The sequence below is a fragment of the Cryobacterium sp. TMT1-2-1 genome, assembly GCF_004403955.1.
Lineage (GTDB): Bacteria > Actinomycetota > Actinomycetes > Actinomycetales > Microbacteriaceae > Cryobacterium > Cryobacterium psychrotolerans.
Window position 1 is genome coordinate 17,112 of record NZ_SOHC01000046.1, and the last position, 18,184, is coordinate 35,295.

The 18,184-nt window shown below is 68.6% G+C and carries 13 protein-coding genes and 1 tRNA gene; 5 read left to right on the top strand and 9 right to left on the bottom strand.

The window, feature by feature from the left end; genetic code table 11:
- Positions 1 to 28: 28 nt before the first annotated feature.
- Both E3T33_RS08325 and E3T33_RS08330 read right to left on the bottom strand, forming a co-directional pair.
- Positions 29 to 844: a protein phosphatase 2C domain-containing protein gene (locus E3T33_RS08325; RefSeq protein ID WP_241982880.1), complete on the bottom strand. Its 816-nt coding sequence runs from the start codon at positions 842 to 844 to the stop codon at positions 29 to 31.
- A 114-nt stretch (positions 845 to 958) separates the two neighbouring features.
- The gene (locus tag E3T33_RS08330; RefSeq protein WP_092323661.1) at positions 959 to 1,984 is read right to left on the bottom strand and encodes a TerC family protein; all 1,026 of its coding nucleotides are present in this window, start codon (positions 1,982 to 1,984) and stop codon (positions 959 to 961) included.
- A gap of 383 nt (positions 1,985 to 2,367) precedes the next feature.
- On the opposite strand from E3T33_RS08330, the gene tdh reads away from it, so the two are divergent.
- Both tdh and E3T33_RS08340 read left to right on the top strand, forming a co-directional pair.
- On the top strand, positions 2,368 to 3,411 hold the full coding sequence (gene tdh / locus E3T33_RS08335; protein ID WP_241977132.1) for an L-threonine 3-dehydrogenase: 1,044 nt from the start codon (positions 2,368 to 2,370) through the stop codon (positions 3,409 to 3,411).
- Between the two features lie 83 nt (positions 3,412 to 3,494).
- Complete coding sequence (locus E3T33_RS08340; RefSeq protein ID WP_134575121.1) at positions 3,495 to 4,670, top strand: glycine C-acetyltransferase; 1,176 nt, start codon at positions 3,495 to 3,497, stop codon at positions 4,668 to 4,670.
- 152 nt (positions 4,671 to 4,822) lie between these two features.
- Here E3T33_RS08340 and E3T33_RS08345 read toward each other — a convergent pair.
- Positions 4,823 to 4,898, bottom strand: a tRNA-Glu gene (locus E3T33_RS08345).
- Positions 4,899 to 4,954: 56 nt separating this feature from the next.
- Positions 4,955 to 5,857, bottom strand: coding sequence for a YegS/Rv2252/BmrU family lipid kinase (locus E3T33_RS08350; protein WP_092323665.1), 903 nt, complete (start codon positions 5,855 to 5,857; stop codon positions 4,955 to 4,957).
- An 87-nt stretch (positions 5,858 to 5,944) separates the two neighbouring features.
- On the opposite strand from E3T33_RS08350, the gene E3T33_RS08355 reads away from it, so the two are divergent.
- Positions 5,945 to 6,598 carry an MBL fold metallo-hydrolase gene (locus E3T33_RS08355; protein ID WP_092323667.1) on the top strand — a complete coding sequence of 218 codons (654 nt, stop codon included), beginning with the start codon at positions 5,945 to 5,947 and terminating at the stop codon, positions 6,596 to 6,598.
- A 326-nt stretch (positions 6,599 to 6,924) separates the two neighbouring features.
- Here the strand turns inward: E3T33_RS08355 and E3T33_RS08360 are convergent, their stop codons facing one another.
- The 3 genes from E3T33_RS08360 to ald form a co-directional block, all read right to left on the bottom strand.
- The gene (locus E3T33_RS08360) at positions 6,925 to 9,159 is read right to left on the bottom strand and encodes an MMPL family transporter (protein ID WP_134575122.1); all 2,235 of its coding nucleotides are present in this window, start codon (positions 9,157 to 9,159) and stop codon (positions 6,925 to 6,927) included.
- A gap of 99 nt (positions 9,160 to 9,258) precedes the next feature.
- Entirely contained in the window at positions 9,259 to 11,769 is a 2,511-nt protein-coding gene (locus E3T33_RS08365; protein WP_134575123.1) for an HAD-IC family P-type ATPase, read from the bottom strand.
- Between the two features lie 127 nt (positions 11,770 to 11,896).
- Positions 11,897 to 13,015 carry an alanine dehydrogenase gene (gene ald, locus E3T33_RS08370; RefSeq protein ID WP_092323671.1) on the bottom strand — a complete coding sequence of 373 codons (1,119 nt, stop codon included), beginning with the start codon at positions 13,013 to 13,015 and terminating at the stop codon, positions 11,897 to 11,899.
- A gap of 262 nt (positions 13,016 to 13,277) precedes the next feature.
- Here ald and E3T33_RS08375 point away from each other — a divergent pair, with 262 nt between their 5' ends.
- The gene (locus tag E3T33_RS08375) at positions 13,278 to 14,504 is read left to right on the top strand and encodes a helix-turn-helix domain-containing protein (protein WP_092323673.1); all 1,227 of its coding nucleotides are present in this window, start codon (positions 13,278 to 13,280) and stop codon (positions 14,502 to 14,504) included.
- Between the two features lie 113 nt (positions 14,505 to 14,617).
- On the opposite strand, the gene E3T33_RS08380 is transcribed toward E3T33_RS08375, so the two are convergent.
- The gene (locus E3T33_RS08380; protein ID WP_092323674.1) at positions 14,618 to 16,105 is read right to left on the bottom strand and encodes an amino acid permease; all 1,488 of its coding nucleotides are present in this window, start codon (positions 16,103 to 16,105) and stop codon (positions 14,618 to 14,620) included.
- A gap of 320 nt (positions 16,106 to 16,425) precedes the next feature.
- Complete coding sequence (locus tag E3T33_RS08385) at positions 16,426 to 16,983, bottom strand: TetR/AcrR family transcriptional regulator (RefSeq protein ID WP_134575124.1); 558 nt, start codon at positions 16,981 to 16,983, stop codon at positions 16,426 to 16,428.
- A gap of 62 nt (positions 16,984 to 17,045) precedes the next feature.
- Here E3T33_RS08385 and E3T33_RS08390 point away from each other — a divergent pair, with 62 nt between their 5' ends.
- A complete protein-coding gene (locus E3T33_RS08390) occupies positions 17,046 to 18,128 on the top strand; it encodes an SDR family NAD(P)-dependent oxidoreductase (protein WP_134575125.1) in 1,083 nt (360 codons plus the stop codon).
- Positions 18,129 to 18,184 lie beyond the last annotated feature (56 nt).

Genomic DNA, 18,184 nt, shown 5'->3' on the forward strand with positions numbered 1-18,184 from the left:
CAGGCTAACACCTCGACCTGTCGTCCACTCAGGCGGAATGCGTCCCGTCGCCGGGCGGCGGCCCGAGCAGCGACTCGACGAACACGACGGTGATGTTGTCACGCCCCCCGCGGGCAGTGGCCTCGTCGACGAGGGCGTCGGCGACATTCCCCCGGCCCTCGGCCGCGTCGGTGTGGGCCGCGAGCACCCGGGTGATGTCGTCGGAGTCGAGTTCCTTGGTGAGCCCGTCGGAGCAGACCAGGAAGGCCTGCCTGCCGGTCGCGGACAGCAGCCACACGTCGGTGTCGACGAACTCGTCGGCGCCGATGGCCCGGGTGATCACATTGCGCTCCGGGTGCTTCTCGGCGGCCTCGGCGGTGATCAGCCCGGCGTCGACCATCTCCTGCACGGCGGAATGGTCGACGCTCAGCTGCTCGAGCGCGGATCCGTCCCAGGTGTAGATGCGGGAGTCGCCGACGTTGAACGCCATCCAATGGAATCCCTCGTTGTCCCCCGCGTCGACGAACGCCACCCCGGCCAGGGTCGTTCCCGAGACGGCCGCGCCGATATCGTCGACGGCGCTGAGGTCGCGCACGGCGTCATTGGACGAGTGGATGGCGTCGAGGATGCGCTCAGGGGTCGAGGGGACATCCGCTTCGATGTGTTCGTCGAACACCCGGATGACCGTCTGGCTGGCGAGGTCCCCGCGGGCGTGGCCGCCCATCCCGTCGGCGACGAGGAAGACCGGGCACTGTGCCATGACACTGTCCTCGTTGACCGCGCGCACCGAGCCGACGTCCGACCGGGCGCTGAACACCAACCGGACAACCCCGGTGGGAAGCATGAGCACGCTCTCGCCATTCACAACCACGTCTACCCCAGCGTTCGTCACGGGTCCTCCGGTCAGGTCCCGCGGCCCCTGGCGGGGGCGCGAATGTCCCACCGTATCAAGAGTTTCGAGCCCGTCCCGCGGGCGGCATCACTCGTCCGCGTAGTGGGGCATCTCTTCGGCCAGGGTGTGGCCGCGCTTCCGGGCGTCGGAGCGCGCCTTGATCACGCTGGCGATGGTCGCCACCGCCATCGACCCGAGGATGACGCCGAGTGAGGTCCAGGTGTCGATCTCCGGGGCCCAGGCAAAGCCCTCGCCGCCGTTGATGAACGGCAGCTCGTTGGTGTGCAGCGCGTGCAGCACGAGCTTGACGCCGATGAAGAACAGGATGAACGCGATGCCGTACTTGAGGTACTCGAGGCGTTCGAGCAGGCCGCCGAGCAGGAAGTACAGCTGCCGCAGGCCCATCAGCGCGAAGATGTTGGCCGTGAACACGATGAAGGGGCTGGTGGTGATGCCGAAGATCGCCGGGATGGAGTCGAGCGCGAAGATGAGGTCGGTCGTGCCGATGGCGAGGAGCACCACGAGCATCGGGGTGAAGATCTTCTTGCCGTCGACCCGGGTGCGCAGCTTCGACCCGTCGAACTCGGCGGAAATCCGGATGTGCTTGCGGAGGAAGCGGATGATGCCGCTCTCGGACTCTTCCAGGTCCTCTTCCTTCTGGAAGGCCTGGCGCACCGCGGTGTAGAGCAGGAAGGCGCCGAAGATGTAGAAGATCCAGCTGAAGTTCTCGATCAGCTGGGCGCCCAGCAGGATGAAGATTCCGCGGAGCACGAGCGCGATGATGATGCCCACCATCAGCGCTTCCTGCTGGTACTTCCGGGGCACGGAGAACCTCGCCATGATGATGACGAAGACGAACAGGTTGTCGATGCTCAGGCTGTACTCGGTGAGCCAGCCGGCGAGGAACTGGCCCGCATGCTCCGCGTCGCCCAGCACGAGCATGAGCAGGGCGAAGACCAGGGCGAGGGCGACGTAGAACGCCACCCAGAGGCTCGCCTCGCGAATCGACGGGACGTGCGGGCGCTTGAAAACGATGAGCAGGTCGGCGATGAGGATGACCGTCAAGACGACGAGCGAGCCGATTTCGAACCAGATGGGGAGAGCGAGATCCACGAGGGCCTTTCACTGTGGTGGGATGCTGCACGGGGTGCTGATGACAGCACGGAACCCGAAAGTCTCTCCCGCACCTGGAAAAAAGATGCCACCGTGCCCGGGGCCCCGGCGTCGCGGCCCGTATTGACGATCACGGCATAGGACCCGAATCGAGTCCAGAGGGATACTCCCCTTCACTCCGAGGAGTCTACCGGATGCCCGGCGGCACGGCTTGCCTGCTGCGCGCTCGCAGCCTCCACACCTCCACCCTCGCGGCCTTCACCCGAGCCGTGATGCACGCCCTTTACACTCAGTGGAGCGTCACAAGCGCTCACGCTGTCGTGATTGACGGCATCCGCACCGCGTCGAACCACCAGTTCAACGATGAACGAAAGGCAACATCCGTGCTCGCACTCTTCAAACCCTCCGGAGCTCCCGGACTCGAGCTGGTCGACCGGCCCGAACCGCGCACCGGCGACGACGAGGTGAAGATCCGGGTGTTGCGCACCGGGATTTGCGGCACCGACCTGCACATCGAGTCCTGGGACTCCTGGGCGGCCGGTACCATCAGCCCGCCGATCATCCCCGGCCACGAGTTCTACGGCGAGGTGGTCGAGGTCGGCTCCCAGGTGCGCGACGTGCACGTCGGCGCCCGCGTCTCAGGCGAGGGCCACATCGTCTGCGGCAACTGCCGCAACTGTCGCGCCGGCCGCCGGCAGATGTGCATCCGCACGCTCAGCGTCGGCGTCAACCGCGACGGCGCCTTCGCCGAGTATGTGGTGATCCCCGAATCCAACGTCTGGGTGCACCTCGAAGACATCGACCCCGACCTCGGCGCGATCTTCGATCCCTTCGGCAACGCCGTGCACACCGCCCTCAGCTTCCCGCTCGTCGGCGAGGACGTGCTCATCACCGGAGCCGGCCCGATCGGCCTGATGGCCGCCGCCGTCGCCCGGCACGTCGGCGCGCGTTTCGTCGTCGTGACGGATGTCTCCGAGCCGCGGCTGGCACTCGCCCGCCAGATGGGCGCCGACCTCACCGTCAACGTCGCCGAGTCACGGATCGCCGACGCGCAGCGCACGCTCGGCATGCGCGAAGGCTTCGACGTCGGCTTCGAGATGTCGGGCCACCCGGGCGCGCTGCCCGAGATGATCACCAACCTCAACCACGGCGGCCGCGTCGCGATGCTCGGCCTGCCGAGCGCGCCGATCGACGTCGACTGGGCCAGGGTCGTCACGCACATGCTCACGATCAAGGGCATTTACGGCCGCGAGATGTACGAGACCTGGGTGGCCATGAGCGCCATGCTGCAGTCCAGTGAATGGCTTCGCGACGCCCTCTCCTCCGTCATCACCGACCGCTTCCCCGCCGCACGCTGGCAGGAGGGCTTCGACGCCGCCCGCGCGGGCACCGGCGGCAAGGTCGTACTCGACTGGAGCGCCCTCTAAGCCCGCACGAACCGGCCTCCCGGCCGACTGCCCCTGGTGGCCCCCTCGCGGGCCCTCGCTAACCCATCACCCCAAGGAGATCCATGTACGGCACCATGAAGGCCCAGCTGCAGGGCTCGCTCGACGACATCCGCGCCGCCGGCCTGTTCAAGAACGAGCGCAGGCTCGCCTCGGCCCAGTCCTCGCACATCCGCACCGGCGGCGCCGAGGTGCTGAACTTCTGCGCCAACAACTACCTCGGCCTGGCCAACCACCCCGACATCGTCGCCGCGGCGCAGACCGCCATGGACGACTGGGGCTTCGGCCTGGCCAGCGTGCGCTTCATCTGCGGCACGCAGGAGCTGCACATCGCGCTCGAGGCCCGGGTCTCCGAGTTCCTCGGCACCGAGGACACGATCCTGTTCTCCTCCTGCTTCGACGCGAACGGCGGCGTGTTCGAGACGCTGTTCACGGCCGAAGACGCGATCATCTCCGACGAGCTGAACCACGCCTCGATCATCGACGGCATCCGGCTCTGCAAGGCCTCCCGCTACCGGTACAAGAACCGCGACATGGCCGACCTCGAGGCGCAGTTGATCGCGGCGAAGGATGCCCGGCAGCGTCTCATCGTCACCGACGGCGTCTTCTCCATGGACGGCTATCTCGCGCCGCTGCAGGAGATCTGCGACCTGGCCGACAAGTACGGCGCGCTGGTGATGGTCGACGACTCCCACGCCGTCGGTTTCATCGGCGAGCACGGGCGGGGAACGCCGGAGCTGGCCGGCGTCGAGCGCCGCGTGGACTTCACCACGGGCACCTTCGGGAAGGCCCTCGGCGGGGCATCGGGCGGCTACGTCAGCGGTCACAAGGAGATCATCGACCTGCTCCGCCAGCGCGCCCGCCCGTACCTGTTCTCGAACACCGTGGCGCCGGCGGTCGTGGCCGGCACCCTCAAGGCCCTCGATCTGGTCGACGCCGGCGGGGAGCTGCGCGCGCGTCTGGGCGAGAACGCGGCCCTGTTCCGCCGCCGGATGAGCGAAGAGGGCTTCGACCTGCTCGAGGGCGAACATCCGATCATCCCGGTGATGTTCGGGGACGCCGCCCTCGCCGCCCGCGTTGCCGACCGGATGCTCGTCGAGGGCGTCTACGTGACCGCGTTCAGCTACCCGGTGGTGCCGCACGGCAAGGCTCGCATCCGCGTGCAGCTCTCGGCGGCCCACACGCCCGACGACGTCGAGGCCTGCGTCCGCGCCTTCGTCGCCTCCCGCGAAACCGCCTAAAGCCCCCTGCATCCTCGCCGAACTGTGAGTTTGGCACCTTCCCGGGCCCCACGAAGGTGCCAAACTCACAGTTCGGCGGCGGGGGTGGCGGCGGTCGAGGGACACGGTAGACAGAAAAAAGCCCTCCCGCTGGTGGCGAGAGGGCTTCGTTGTGGTGACCCCAGCGGGATTCGAACCCGCGTTACCGCCGTGAGAGGGCGATGTCCTAGGCCGCTAAACGATGGGGCCGTTTTTGCAACTTACCGAGTATGCCACACGGGAAGGGGCACCTCCAAACCGAGCGCCTAGGCGCAGATCAATAAGGCTCCAGGCTTCACGTCGACCTGCACCGGCAGGGGGCCGACCCGTTCCCCGTCGGCATAGGCGATCACCCCAGGGCCCTCGATCCGCACGCTCCGGCAGCGCGTCAGTTCCACCTGCGGCAGGTGCGTATGCGTTCCGGAGAATACCTTCGGGAACACGCGCAGCAGGCCAAGCCGAGACAGCGGCTTAACGATGAACAGGTCGAGCAGTCCGTCGTCGATGACGGCGTCGGGGGCGATCAGCATGCCCCCGCCCATGGACGTGTTGTTGGCGACGGAGATGAGCATCGCACTGAGGTTGCGCGGCACGCCGTCGACCGTGACCCGGTATGGGATCGGCCGGAACGTCGCGAGTTCCCGGAGCATGGCGAGCGTGTACCGGCTCTTCCCCCTGGGCCGGCGCATCCGGTTGGCTCGCTCGTTGACGTTGGCGTCGAAGCCCGCGGACAGCACACCGACGTACCAGGTGGTGAGGTCGCCGTGCCGCACCAGGACCGCGTCGATCGCGCGGGGCGGCCGGGTGATCGCCGCCAGCAGGTGACGGATGGCCGCTTCGGTGTCTTCGAGGGGAAGCCCCAGCCCCCTGGCGAAGTCATTGCCGGTTCCGCACGGAACGATCGCGAGGGGCAGGGACGTGCCGGCGAGCTCGTTCACGCCGAGGCTCACCATCCCGTCTCCACCGACGACGACGAGGAGGTCGACGCCGCCGGCAATGGTGGCCTGGACCTCGCGTCGAAGCAGGTCGATGTCGACCTCGGTCAACTCGGTCACGTCATGGCCCAGCTCGCGCAGCGCCGCCACGACCTTCGGACCGACGTCGCGCCGGCGCCCGAAGGACGCAAACGCGTTGATGGCTACGGCAATCCGCAGAACGGGGTGTGGCATATCTCGAGTGTGGCGGTTCCCGCGCTCCGCGCCGACGCACCGCTGGAGCGTGTTGCGCCGGTGTCGGATTGGGTATTAGCTCAGGGGATGAAACTGACCAAGCTGGAACACGCCGCGCTCACCCTCGAGGTCTCCGGAAAAAGGCTCTTCATCGATCCGGGCTCCTTCACGACGGCCCTGACCGACACGGCGAATGCGGCCGGTGTCGTGATCACCCATGAGCACACCGACCACTGGACCCCGGAGCAGCTGGACCGCATCCTCGCGATGAACCCCGACGTCCCCATCTACGGCCCGGCGGGCGTCGCGGCCGCAGCGACCGGCTACCACGTCACGGTCGTCGGCGACGGGGACACGGCGGAGGCCGGCCCGTTCACGCTGCGTTTCTTCGGGGCGCAGCACGCGGTCATCCACGAATCCATCCCGGTCGTCGACAACGTCGGCGTGCTCGTCAATGACGAGTTCTACTACGCGGGAGACGCCTTCACCATTCCGGAGGGCGTGCAGGTCGGCACCCTCGCCGTGCCGGCCGGCGCGCCCTGGATGAAGATCTCCGAAGCGATGGACTACGTGCTCGCCCTCAAGCCCCGGCGAAGCTTCACGACCCACGAGATGGTGCTCTCCCGGGCCGGCAAGGACCTCTCGAACGCCCGGATCAAAGGCGTCACCGAACACGGCGGCGGGGAGTTCTTCCCGCTCGAGCCGAACGAGTCGCTCGAGCTCTACCCGGTCTGTGGCTAACTCAGGAGATTCCGTCGGGTCGGCCACCGCGACCGCGTGATTCCGCGGGCTCGCCCCAGCCAGCTCCCGATTCTCCTGAGTTTGCCACAGGGCGCCCGCCGTGCCTTCGAGCCCGCCGGGATCGGCGCCGGCATCCGTCATCGCCGCCTCCGTCTGTGGCTAACTCAGGAGATTCCGTCGTGTCGCCGACCGCGACCGCGGGATTCCGCGGCGCCGCCCCGGCAATCTCCCGATTCTCCTGAGTTAGCAACAGGGTGCAGCCCTGTCACGCGGCCGGAAAAGGGCGCGCAAGCCGGTCCGAGCCAACTGCAGGACGGTGCGGGCGTCTACTCGCGCAGACCGAACCGGGCGTGGATGGGGTGCATCCAGCGCGGCGCCCACCACAGGTTCCGCTCCAGCGAGGTCATCACCGCCGGCACGAGCAGGGTGCGCACGAGGGTGGCATCCAGCAGCACGGCCACGGCCAGGGCCACGCCGATCTCCTTCATCTGCATCAGCTCCCCGGTGGCGAATCCCGCGAACACAAGCACGATGATCAGACCGGCCGAGGTGATGATCCGGCCCGAGCTCTGCAGCCCGGTCTCGATCGCCAGCCGCGTGCTCTCCCCCTGCTCGTAGTGCTCCTTGATCCGGGAGAGCAGGAACATCTCGTAGTCCATGGCCAGGCCGAAGCCGAAGGTCAGCACGAGTGTCAGCACGAGGGCATCGACGCCGGCGACATCGTCGGCGTTGAAACCCAGCACACCGGCGAGGTTGCCCTCCTGGAAGCCCCAGACGAGCACGCCGACGGCCGCCCCGAGGGAGATGACGCTGATCCCCAGCGCCGTGAGCGGGATGATCACGGACCCCGTCATCAGGAAGAGCAGGGCGAAGGTGGCGACGAAGACGATGAGGGCGGCCCACGGCGCCCCGCGCACCAGGGAATCGGTGTAGTCCACGGAGGCGGCATCCGAGCCGCCCACCCAGTTCTCGAAGTCGGGACGGTCCGCCCGGATTTCGCGCACGATATCGGAGCCCTGGTGTCTCTCGACCTCCACCCGGGACACCTTGTACCCGTTCAGCTCGACCGGAGCGGAGACATCCGTGACGCTCGGGATGGCCCGGACCTCTTCGGCCCAGGCCGCGGCGCCGGCCTCGTCGGTGTCGGACACCAGCTCCACCTGCGCCGGGGTCGCGAGCGGGAAGTGGTCCTCCAGCGCCGTCAGGAATTCGTACTGCGACGATGACGCCGGAATGACGTCATCCGAGGTGCTCGCCACGTTCAGGGCCAGCGCGGGGCTGCCGAGCAGCAGCAGGCCCACGATCCCGGCCAGCGCGACCAGCGCGGGCTTGAGCTGGATGCCGCGGGTGAGCTTCGAGAAGAAGCCCTCGCGCGGCGCGACATCGCCGAACCGGCTGAGCAGCCCGCCGAGACCGGGGATGCGCGTCATCAGGCCGGGCTTCAGCAGCCGCTCGCCGAAGTACCCGAGCAGGGCCGGCACCAGCACAAGGCCGGTGAGGATCGCGATCAGCACCACGGACACGGCGCCAACGGCGATCGCCCGGATGATATTCGGCTCGAACACGAGCAGCCCCGCGGTGGCGATCGCGAAGGTCAGGCCCGAGTAGAGCACTGTGCGCCCGGCGGTGTTCACGGTCGCGCCGACGGCCTGCAGCATCAGTTCGTGGCGATCGAGTTTGGCCAGGTCCGGGGCCGTGCGGGCCCGGGCGACCAGCGCCCGGAACTCCTCGCGGAATCGGCTGACGATCAGCAGGCCGTAGTCGATGGAGAGACCGAGGCCGATCACGGTGATCACGTTCATCACAGTGATGTCGATCTCCATCAGGTACGTGAACGCGTAGAGCGACCCCAGGGCGCCGAGGATCGAGGCGATGGCCCCGATCAGCGGGATGCCCGCCGCCAGGAAGCCGCCGAAGATGATCAGCATGACGAGCAGCGCGACCGGCAGCGCGATCAGTTCGCCCTTCTGCAGGTCTGCCTCCGCCACCGCGACCAGGGATTCAACGATGAGCGGACTTCCGCCCACCTCGACGGTGGCGTCGGTGTCCTGGGCGCGGATCTCGTCGGCCGCCGCGTCCAGGCGGTCGTCCACCTCGCGCAACAGGCTGTCACTGAGCGCCCCGTCGGTCGTCTCCATCGACGCGGTCAGCAGGAGCCCCGTGCCGTCGTCGGCGAGCAGGGGGGCGGCGGCCGGATTCGGCGAACCGCCCGGCAGCGCGGGGATCGCCAGCGGGTTGACCACCTCGGTGACGCCGTCGATGGCCGCCAGGTCCGAGGCGGTGTCCGCCAGGGTCGCCTGCAGCTCGGCGGACGCCGGGTCGACGTTGTAGACCAGCAGCTGGAGTGCCTCCGTGCCGGCGCCCTCGGCGTTCTCGGTGAGCCGCGCGGCCTCGGCGGCTTCGCCGTCCACCGACGGGCCGGAGCTGCCCAGCCGATCGAACAGGCTCTCGCCGGTGACCCCGACCAGTGCCGTCAGGGCGCACGCCGTGAGCACCACCGCCCACGCAATCAGGGTGATGAGCCGGTGGCGTGCAACGGCGATTCCCAGGCTGCGCAGCATTCTTTCGCTCCTTCGTTCGTCGCGCGGTGGCGCTGGCCAGAATACTCCCGCGAGCACAGGCGCCGACGAGCGAGACGTCCGGACGGTTCCCGGGCTCCGTTACCGCCGAATCTGCTCCTTCGCGGCAGTCGGGCGGGCCCGGTGCCGCCTGGCGCGACGGTGCCGGTTGACCTGGTGCACCGCCTCGACCAGGGGCGCCCCCACCGCCGCCGCGAGAACCGCCACGGTGAGAAGCGGCGCGGGGGGCACGGACAGCGCCAGGAAGTCGCCCAGGGGCGGCAGGAACACGAGCACTAGCCCGAGGTGCATGGCGACCAGCAGCAGGATCCGGAATCCCCCGAGCGGCCGGATGAGAACGTTCAACACCCACAGCCCCACGAGGGTCAGCGCGATCACCGAAGCCGACTGCGTCTCTTCGGCGCTGTACCCGCCCTGAACGCGGCTGTAGACCACGACCACGATCACGACCAGGCTCACCGACAGCCCGAACGGCACGCACGCGGCGGCGGCACGCCGCAGGAACCCCGGCAGGTACCGACGCTTGTTCGGCTTCAGCGCGAGGAAGAGTGCCGGGATGCCGATGGTCAGCCCGTCGACGACGGCCATTTGCCTGGGCAGGAACGGGAAGGGCCACAGCAGCAGACCGAAGACGAGCGCCAGGACGATCGCGTATACCGTCTTGGTGAGGAACACCTTCGACAGGAGTTCGATGTTGGCAATGACCTGACGGCCTTCGGTCAGCACCCGCGGCAGGCGGGAGAACGCCCCGTCGAGCAGGACCAGGTTGGAGACCGCCCGCGCGCTCGCGGCACCGCTGCCCATGGCGATGCCGATGTCGGCCGTCTTGAGCGCCAGCACGTCGTTGACGCCGTCCCCGGTCATCGCGACGACGTGTCCGGCGCTCTGCAGGGCGAGCACCATGTCCTTCTTGTGTCGGGGCGTCACCCGGCCGAAAGCGTCGTGGGCCTCCAGCACCCCCGCGAGCAGGGCGGGGTCGGCCGGCAGGTCGCGGGCATCGAAGGCGTTCCCGGTGAGGCCGACCGACCGGGCGACCGCGGCGACCGTGCGCGGGTTGTCGCCGGAGAAGATGCGCAGCCCCACGCCCTGCTCCCGGAAGTACTCGAGCGTTTGGGCGGCATCCGGTCGGATCTTCTCCCGGAACGCGATGATCGCAACGTGCCGGACTCCGGCGGGCAGCACCTCGGCCGTGGCTTCCTCCAGGGTCAGGGGACGAGGGCTGTGCGCGAGCAACAGCGTGCGGAGCCCTGCGGAGGCGAGTTCGGCAGAGAGCCCGGCCGATTCGGCATCCGGATCGGCTGTCAGTATGTCCGGGGCCCCGAGCACCCAGCTTCCCGCCAGGTCTCCGTCGGTGAAACTGGCCGCGCTCCATTTTCTGAGCGACGAGAACCCGATGGTCTGCGCGGGCGTCGTTCCCGGCTCCGCCGCGAAGCGGGTGCCGAGCGCCCTGGCTGTGACGTTTGCGTTCGGGTCCGAGGCGAACCAGCCCAGCGCCCTGTCCCAGCCGGCCGGGGGTTCCGCGCCGAGGGGCACGACCCGGTCGAGGACCAGGCCGCCCTCGCTCAGGGTGCCCGTCTTGTCGAAGCAGAGGATGTCGACGCGGGCCAGGCCCTCCACCGCGGCCAGCTCCTGCACCAGCACCTCGCGCCTGGCCAGCTTCACCGCGGACACGGCGAAGGCGACGCTCGTCATGAACACGAGCCCCTGGGGCACCATGCTGACGATGCTGGCCACAGACCCGAGGAGCGCCTCCCGCCACGCGCCGCTGCCGAGTGCTTCGTCCCAGCCGCCCGCCGCCTGCATCTGCCCGTTCACGACGACCGCGCTGACCGGGATGAGCGCCCAGCTGATCGTTCTCACCACGCCGTTGATCACGGTGCGCAGCTCGGAGTTCACCAGGGTGAACCGCCGGGCCTCGGCGGTGATGCTGTTCGCGTAGGAGTCCGCCCCGACCCGCACCACCCGTGCGGCGCCGTGCCCGCCGACCACGAACGATCCGGACAACACCTCGCGGCCGGCTTCGACCATGACCGGATCCGCCTCGCCGGTCAGCAGCGACTCGTCTATTTCGAGAGCCTGCCCGCGCAGGATGACAGCGTCGGCCGGCAGCTGGTCGCCGGGCCGGAGCACGAGGGTGTCGTCGAGCACGACGTCGCCCCGGGCTGCCTCGACTTCGACGCCGTCCCGGAGCACCCGGGTCCGCGGGCTGTTCAGCAGCGCGAGCCGATCGAGGGTTCGTTTGGCCTTGTACTCCTGGGTGACCCCGATGAGCACGTTCGCGATCACGAAGAAACCGAAGAGGGCATCCTGCCAGTAGCCGAGGACGACAAGCAGCAGGAAGCTTCCCCCCACCACGGCGTTGAACAGGGTCAGCAGGTTGGCCTGGAGGATGCGCGCAAGGCTGCGGCTGGTATCCATCGGCATGAGATTCGTGAGGCCCGCTGCCGTGCGCAGGGTGACCTCTGCCTCGCTGAGGCCCGCCAGTGCAAGCCGCTGCGGGTCAACGGGAGGCAGTTCGGCCCGGGCCGCAGCCGGTTCGTCCACGGTTGCGGCCTGCGCGGTGCGCCTGTGCCGTGAACCCGTGGACCGCATGGCCCCGAGTGTAATACGGCACGCGGAATACGCCCGGATGGGCAGAGAGCAAGCCCCGGCACGCGCGTCGCGCGCGACGCGCCGGGGCTTGGGCGACCGTGCCGGGCGGATGTCACCCGGTGCGAAATCAGGCGGCGACGAGCGTGCGCCAGTCGGCCAGTTCCAGGTTGTGGGCTTCGGCAACCGACCGGTTGGTCACTCGGCCGGCGGCGACGTTCAGGCCCAGGGCGAGAGCGTCGTCCCGCTCGAGCGCGACCTTCACGCCGAGGCCGGCCAGCGCCAGCGCGTAGCGGAGGGTGACGTTCGTCAGCGCGTACGTCGACGTGTTCGGCACGGCGCCGGGCATGTTGGCGACGCAGTAGAAGATCGAGTTGTGCACCGTGTAGGTGGGGTTTTCGTGCGTCGTCGCACGGGTGTCGGCGAAGCAGCCACCCTGGTCAACGGCGATGTCGACCAGCACGGAGCCGGCCTTCATGCGCGAAACGAGGTCGTTCGTGACCAGCTTCGGGGCCTTCGCACCGGGGATGAGCACGGAACCGATCACCAGGTCGGCATCCGTCACGGCCAGGTCGATCTCATAGGAGTTGGACGCGACGGTCTTCAGCCGGCCCGCGTACTGCGCGTCGAGCTGGCGAAGGCGGTCGATGTTGATGTCGAGGATGGTGACATCCGCGCCGAGGCCGAGGGCCATGGCGGCGGAGTTGGTGCCGGCAACGCCCGCGCCGAGCACGACGACCTTGGCCGGGCGCACTCCGGGGACACCGCCGAGCAGCACGCCCTTGCCTCCGGCCGGGGCCATCAGCGACTGGGCGCCGACCTGAACGGCCAGTCGACCGGCGACCTCGCTCATCGGGGCGAGCAGCGGCAGCGCGCGGTTGGCGGTCTGCACCGTCTCGTAGGCGATGGCGGTGACGCCGGCTTCGATCAGGGCCTGGGTGAGCTCCGGCTCGGCGGCCAGGTGGAGGTACGTGAAGAGGATGAGGCCCTGGCGGAAGCGGGGGTACTCGGAGGCAACCGGCTCCTTGACCTTCATGACCATGTCGGCCCGGGCCCACAGCTCGTCGGCGGAGTCAACCAGCTCGGCGCCGGCAACGAGGTATTCCTCGTCGGAGATGTGCGAGCCGATTCCGGCGCCCGTCTCGATCAGCACGGTGTGGCCGTTGGCCAGGAACTCGTGCACTCCGGAGGCGGTGATCGCCACGCGGAACTCGTTGTTTTTGATTTCCTTGGGAACACCAATGATCATGGCCGACTCCGTTGTTCGGTGAAATTGTTGAGGTGGGGGCCGCGAGCCACACCGTGACGGCGTGGAGCAACTGAGGACCAAGCGTAGGAGCAGGATTCATCGCCCTTCCTGGTGCAGAAGGGGCCCATCTGCCCCCGCGCCGGCGAAATCCGCGAAGACCCACGGAAGCCGCCCCGGAGCCACTCGACAAATGTCGAGCCGGCGGGCGCCAATCGTCGCCTCGTGTCCGCTGCGAGGCCCGCCCGGGCCGTAGCATTAGCCCATGAACAGCGCGGATATCGAGGAGCTGGTCGAGTCCCTCGCCACCAGCCTGGACCGCGCTTTGTCGCTCGAAGACGTGGGCGGCGTGCTCCTCGCCTACAGCCGCGACCAGCCGCTCGCCGACCGGGTGCGGGTGAACTTCCTGCTGAGCAAGAAGGTGCCGGAAGACGTCAGCGCCTGGCAGCTCCAGCACGGCATCGCCACCGCCGTTCAGCCCGTCGTCGTTCCCCCGAATGAGGCCCTGGGCATGCTCGGCCGGGTGTGCGTGCCGTTGATGGTGCGCGGCTTCCGCGTCGGATACCTGTGGGCCCTGCAGGGCTCCACCGACGAGTCCCCGGCCGAAATCCTCGACGCGCTGCCGGCCGTGCGTGCGCAACTGGACCACCTGGCCGACCTGCTGCTCGACACCAACACGGCCGAATCCGAACACCGGAGGCAGCGCGAGGCCCAGTTCCTGGCCGCATGCGCCGGGGATCCCGCCGCGGTCGAGGTCATCGCCGGCTGGCCTCAGGTTCACGCCACCGGACCGTGGCATCTCGCCGTCCTGATGGAGCAGCCGGATGACGCGGCGGCGGCCCGCGAGGCGGCGGCGGACCCGGCCGCCGGGCTGTTGCTGCAGAGAATCTCCGCCCTGCAGGCGACGGTTGGGATCGACGCTGCCCGGTTCAGCGCCGGCACCGAGACCCACGCGGTCGTGCTGCTCCGGGACCTGCCGGGCAAGCTGGTCCACGCCGACATCGTCGGCCGGTACGGCGCGGAGGCGACCCGGCGCGGAGGCAAGCCGCGGCGCCCCGACCTGATGGGTGTCAGCGAGGTGTTCCACGACCTGCGCAGGCTCCCCGAGGCGTACGCCCAGGCCCGCAGGGCGGTGCAGGCCGCAGCGGTCGACGGCTGGCTGGGGTCGATCGCTGACTACCGCCGGATCGGCGTGTACCAGTTCCTGGCCGCGAGCAGCCGCAACCTCTCCCCCAGGGAATCCGTCTATTTCGCCGAGCTGCAGGATTTCGACGTCAACCGGGAGCTCCTGCCGATGCTGGAGTTGCTCTATGACACGGGCGGCTCCGTGCAGGATGTGGCCACCGAGCTGCACCTGCACCGCAGCAGCATCTACAACCGGTTGGCGAAGATCCGCTCGCTGATCGGGGCGGATCCGCTGGCCGGCCAGGTACGCCTGGAGCTGCACCTGGCGATGAAGGCCCATCGCTGGTCCCGCCGCCCCCGCATCTAGCGCCGAACTGTGAGTTTGGCGCCTTCGTGGGCGCGGGAAGGTGCCAAACTCACAGTTCGGCGAGGGGTGACCGGTGATCGAGCAGCTGGTGATCGACCACCGGTTGGGATGCGTTAGCGAACGAGCGCGGCCTTCTCGGCGCGGGCTTCCGCCTTCCACTCCTCGATCCGGGCCTGCTGCAACGGCGCCTTGCGGTTGACGTACCAGGCGGCACCGAGTCCGAGGAACCACAGCGGGGCGACGATGAGCGCGAGGCGCGTGTCTTCCGCCTGGCCGAGGGCCCAGAGCATGAAGCCGAAGAAGCCGAGCACGACCCACGGCATGACTCGGGCGCCGGGCATCTTGTACTTCGATGCGGCGTGCAGCTGCGGACGGCGGCGGAGGAACGCGATGTAGCTGACCATGATGATCGACCAGACGAACATCGTCAGCACAGACGCGACCGAGGTGACAAGCGTGAAGGCACCCATGAACGAGTCACCCGTGTACAGCAGCACCAGGCCGGCCAGCAGGAAGATGCACGAGAACAGCAGGGCGTTCCGGGGCACCATGTGGCGGCTCAGCTTGCCGAAGGACTTCGGTGCGTTGCCGTCCTGGGCGAGGCCGTAGACCATGCGCGAGGTCGAGTAGATGCCGGAGTTGGCGCTCGATGCGGCTGATGTCAGCACCACGAGGTTGATCACGATCGCCGCGATGCCGAGGCCGGCCAGGGTGAACATGCCGATGAACGGGCTGCTGCCGGGGTCGATCGTGCGCCACGGGTTGACGGCCATGATGATGACGAGCGCGCCGACGTAGAAGAGCAGGAGTCGCACCGGGATGGTGTTGATGGCGCGCGGCAGGTTCTCTTCCGGGTCCTTCGTCTCCGCGGCTGCCGTGCCGACGAGCTCGATGCCGGCGAAGGCGAAGATGGCGATTTGGAAGCCGAGCACGAAGCCGGCGACGCCGTGCGGGAACATCCCGCCGTCGTTCCAGATGTTCTCGAGGCTCGCAACGGCACCGGAGGGCGACGTGAAATGGGTGGCGATCATCACGATGCCGGTGACGATGAGGGCCAGGATGGCGACGACCTTGACCAGGGCGAACCAGAACTCGGTCTCGCCGAAGGCCTTCACGCTCGGCAGGTTGAGAAGGATCAGCACGACCGGCGTGAGCAGGGCCGGGATCCACAGGGGCGTTCCGGGTGCGAGCACGTTGACGTAGCCGGAAATGGCCACGATGTCCGCGACTCCGGTGACAACCCAGAAGGCCCAGTAGGACCAGCCGGTGAAGAAGCTCGCCCACGGGCCGAGCAGGTCGCCGGCGAAGTCGCTGAACGACTTGTAGTTGAGGTTCGAGAGCAGGATCTCGCCCATGGCCCGCATCACGAAGAAGAGCATGAAGCCGATGATCATGTAGACGAAGATCACGGACGGCCCGGCGAGCGAGATGGTCTTGCCTGCGCCCATGAAGAGGCCGGTTCCGATGGTGCCGCCGATGGCGAGCATCTGGATGTGGCGGCGGCTGAGCGAGCGGGCCAGGTGAGGTTCTTCGCTGCGGCGGTTCTGTGCTGCGGGCGCGGTGCTTGTGGCTCCGGATGCCGCGGTCGTGCGTTCGGACATGTGGCTTCTTCCTCATCGCGAGTTGAACGAAGCCGCAGACAGACGACGACCATGTCAACCGCGTTGGAGCCCCCACGAGTGTGAGGGCCGTTACAACGGTGGTTCTGAAGTAACGACACTAGGTCAGCGTTTTCCCGGCCCCGAGCCGGCACGTGCCCCTGTGAGCATCCGCCGGGTCTGTAGGTGCCCGTTATCTGCCCGTTATACGGATTGCGGCGCTCGCGCGGTCTGCCCGTCCTCGACAGGTGTCGCGACTTCGCGCGTCATCTGTCGCCGGATGTCCCCGGCCCGGTCATTCATTCACGACGGGGTGGGACGATTCAGCGGGGCGCGAACGCGGCGTGGAAGATCGCCCGCGCTCGCCGGGCGACCTCTCGCCGGTCCCCCGGTTGCCTGCGCGCGAGAACGTCGGCCAGCATCGACACCGCGAGCAGCACATCGGCCGCGTCCACCACAGTGCTGATGCGACCGGCCTCCCGCTCGCGGGCGACCATCCGGTCGGCGACGTCGCGGACGCGATCTTCGAGGTGCGCGACCCGGGGATCGTGCGGGTGGACGGTGATCATGTCGATGAACGCGGTTGACACGAGAGCCTGCTCGATCACGAGATCGAGAAGGTCGTCGAGCGTGCTGTCCGGACGGTCGACGAACTCCTCGAGCTCGAGGATGTTCTCGTCGAAAACCGCCACGGCGAGCGCGGTGCGGTCAGGGAAGTGCCGGTAGAGGCTGCCCTGCCCAACCTCGGCCCGGCGCGCCACCGCGCTGAGCGGCGCGGCGAAACCCTCAGTTGCGAAGACCTCTCGCGCGGCGGCGATCAGCGCACGACGATTGCCGGGCCCCGCACTCGGCCCACGATTCTCTTTCCTCTTCACCGCCACGGGTGTAGCGTACTACCGGACAGCGTTGTCCGGTCTTTCACCGAGTAGAAGGAATGCCTCGAATGACATCAGCTCCAGCCCCCCTCACCGGCGACTCCTCCGTCGGCGCCTGGCTCGACCACCCGGTCGGCGGCCCGATCCTGCGCGATCTGCTCGCCCAGGGCGGCCAGAGCGCTGACGTGCTCAGGCCGGTGCGCAAGCTCGCCCTCAAGCGCCTGGTGAAGCTGAGCAAAGGCAGGTTCCCTGCCGACCTGATCGACGAGCTCGTGCGCCGCGTCGCAGCGGGCGACGTCCCCGCCTCGGCCGGGTCCTCCGCCGCCGTCGCAGCCCCCGACGCCGTCCCCGACGCAGCCCCCGAAGCCGTCCCGACGATCGAGAGCCCCGAGTGGGTCGAGCGCATCGACAACGGCCGGTTCTCCGGCAAGACCGTCATCGTGACCGGCGCCGGCTCCGGCATCGGCCGGGCGACGGCGTCCCGCGTGGCCCGCGAGGGCGGCCGCGTCATCGCCGTGGACATCTCCCAGGAGCGCCTCGACGAGTTCGTAGCTGAACTGCCCGCCGCCGACATCGTCCCGGTGCAGGGGGACATCACGGATGACGCCGCGGTCGCACGGATCGTCGCCGCCGCCGGAGACACGATCGACGGCCTCGCCAACGTCGCCGGCATCATGGATGACATGACCCCGGTCGCCGAGATGTCCGACGCGGTCTGGAAGCGCGTCTTCTCGGTCAACGTCGACGGCACGATGAAGCTCATGCGCGCCGTGATTCCCGCGATGCTCGCCCGGGCGACCGGCTCAATCGTGAACGTCGCCTCCGAGGCCGCGTTACGCGGCTCCGCGGCCGGCGCCGCCTACACGGCGTCGAAGCACGCCGTCGTGGGCCTGACCAAGAGCAGCGCGTTCATGTACGGCCCCAGCGGCCTCCGCATCAATGCGGTCGCCCCCGGACCGGTTATCACGAACATCGAGGCCCACTTCGGCTCGCCCCTGGGCGGGCGGCGCGTGCGCGACGGCATGGCCGTGATGCCTGACGCCGTCGAGGCCGACGCCCTCGCGGCATCCATCACATTTCTGCTCAGCGACGACGGCGTGAACATCAACGGTGTGACGCTCGCGAGCGACGGCGGCTGGTCGGCTGCGTAGGAAGGCGGACCGCGGATGCACGCGGGCGTGCGGCATGAACTGCGAGCTACGGCCCT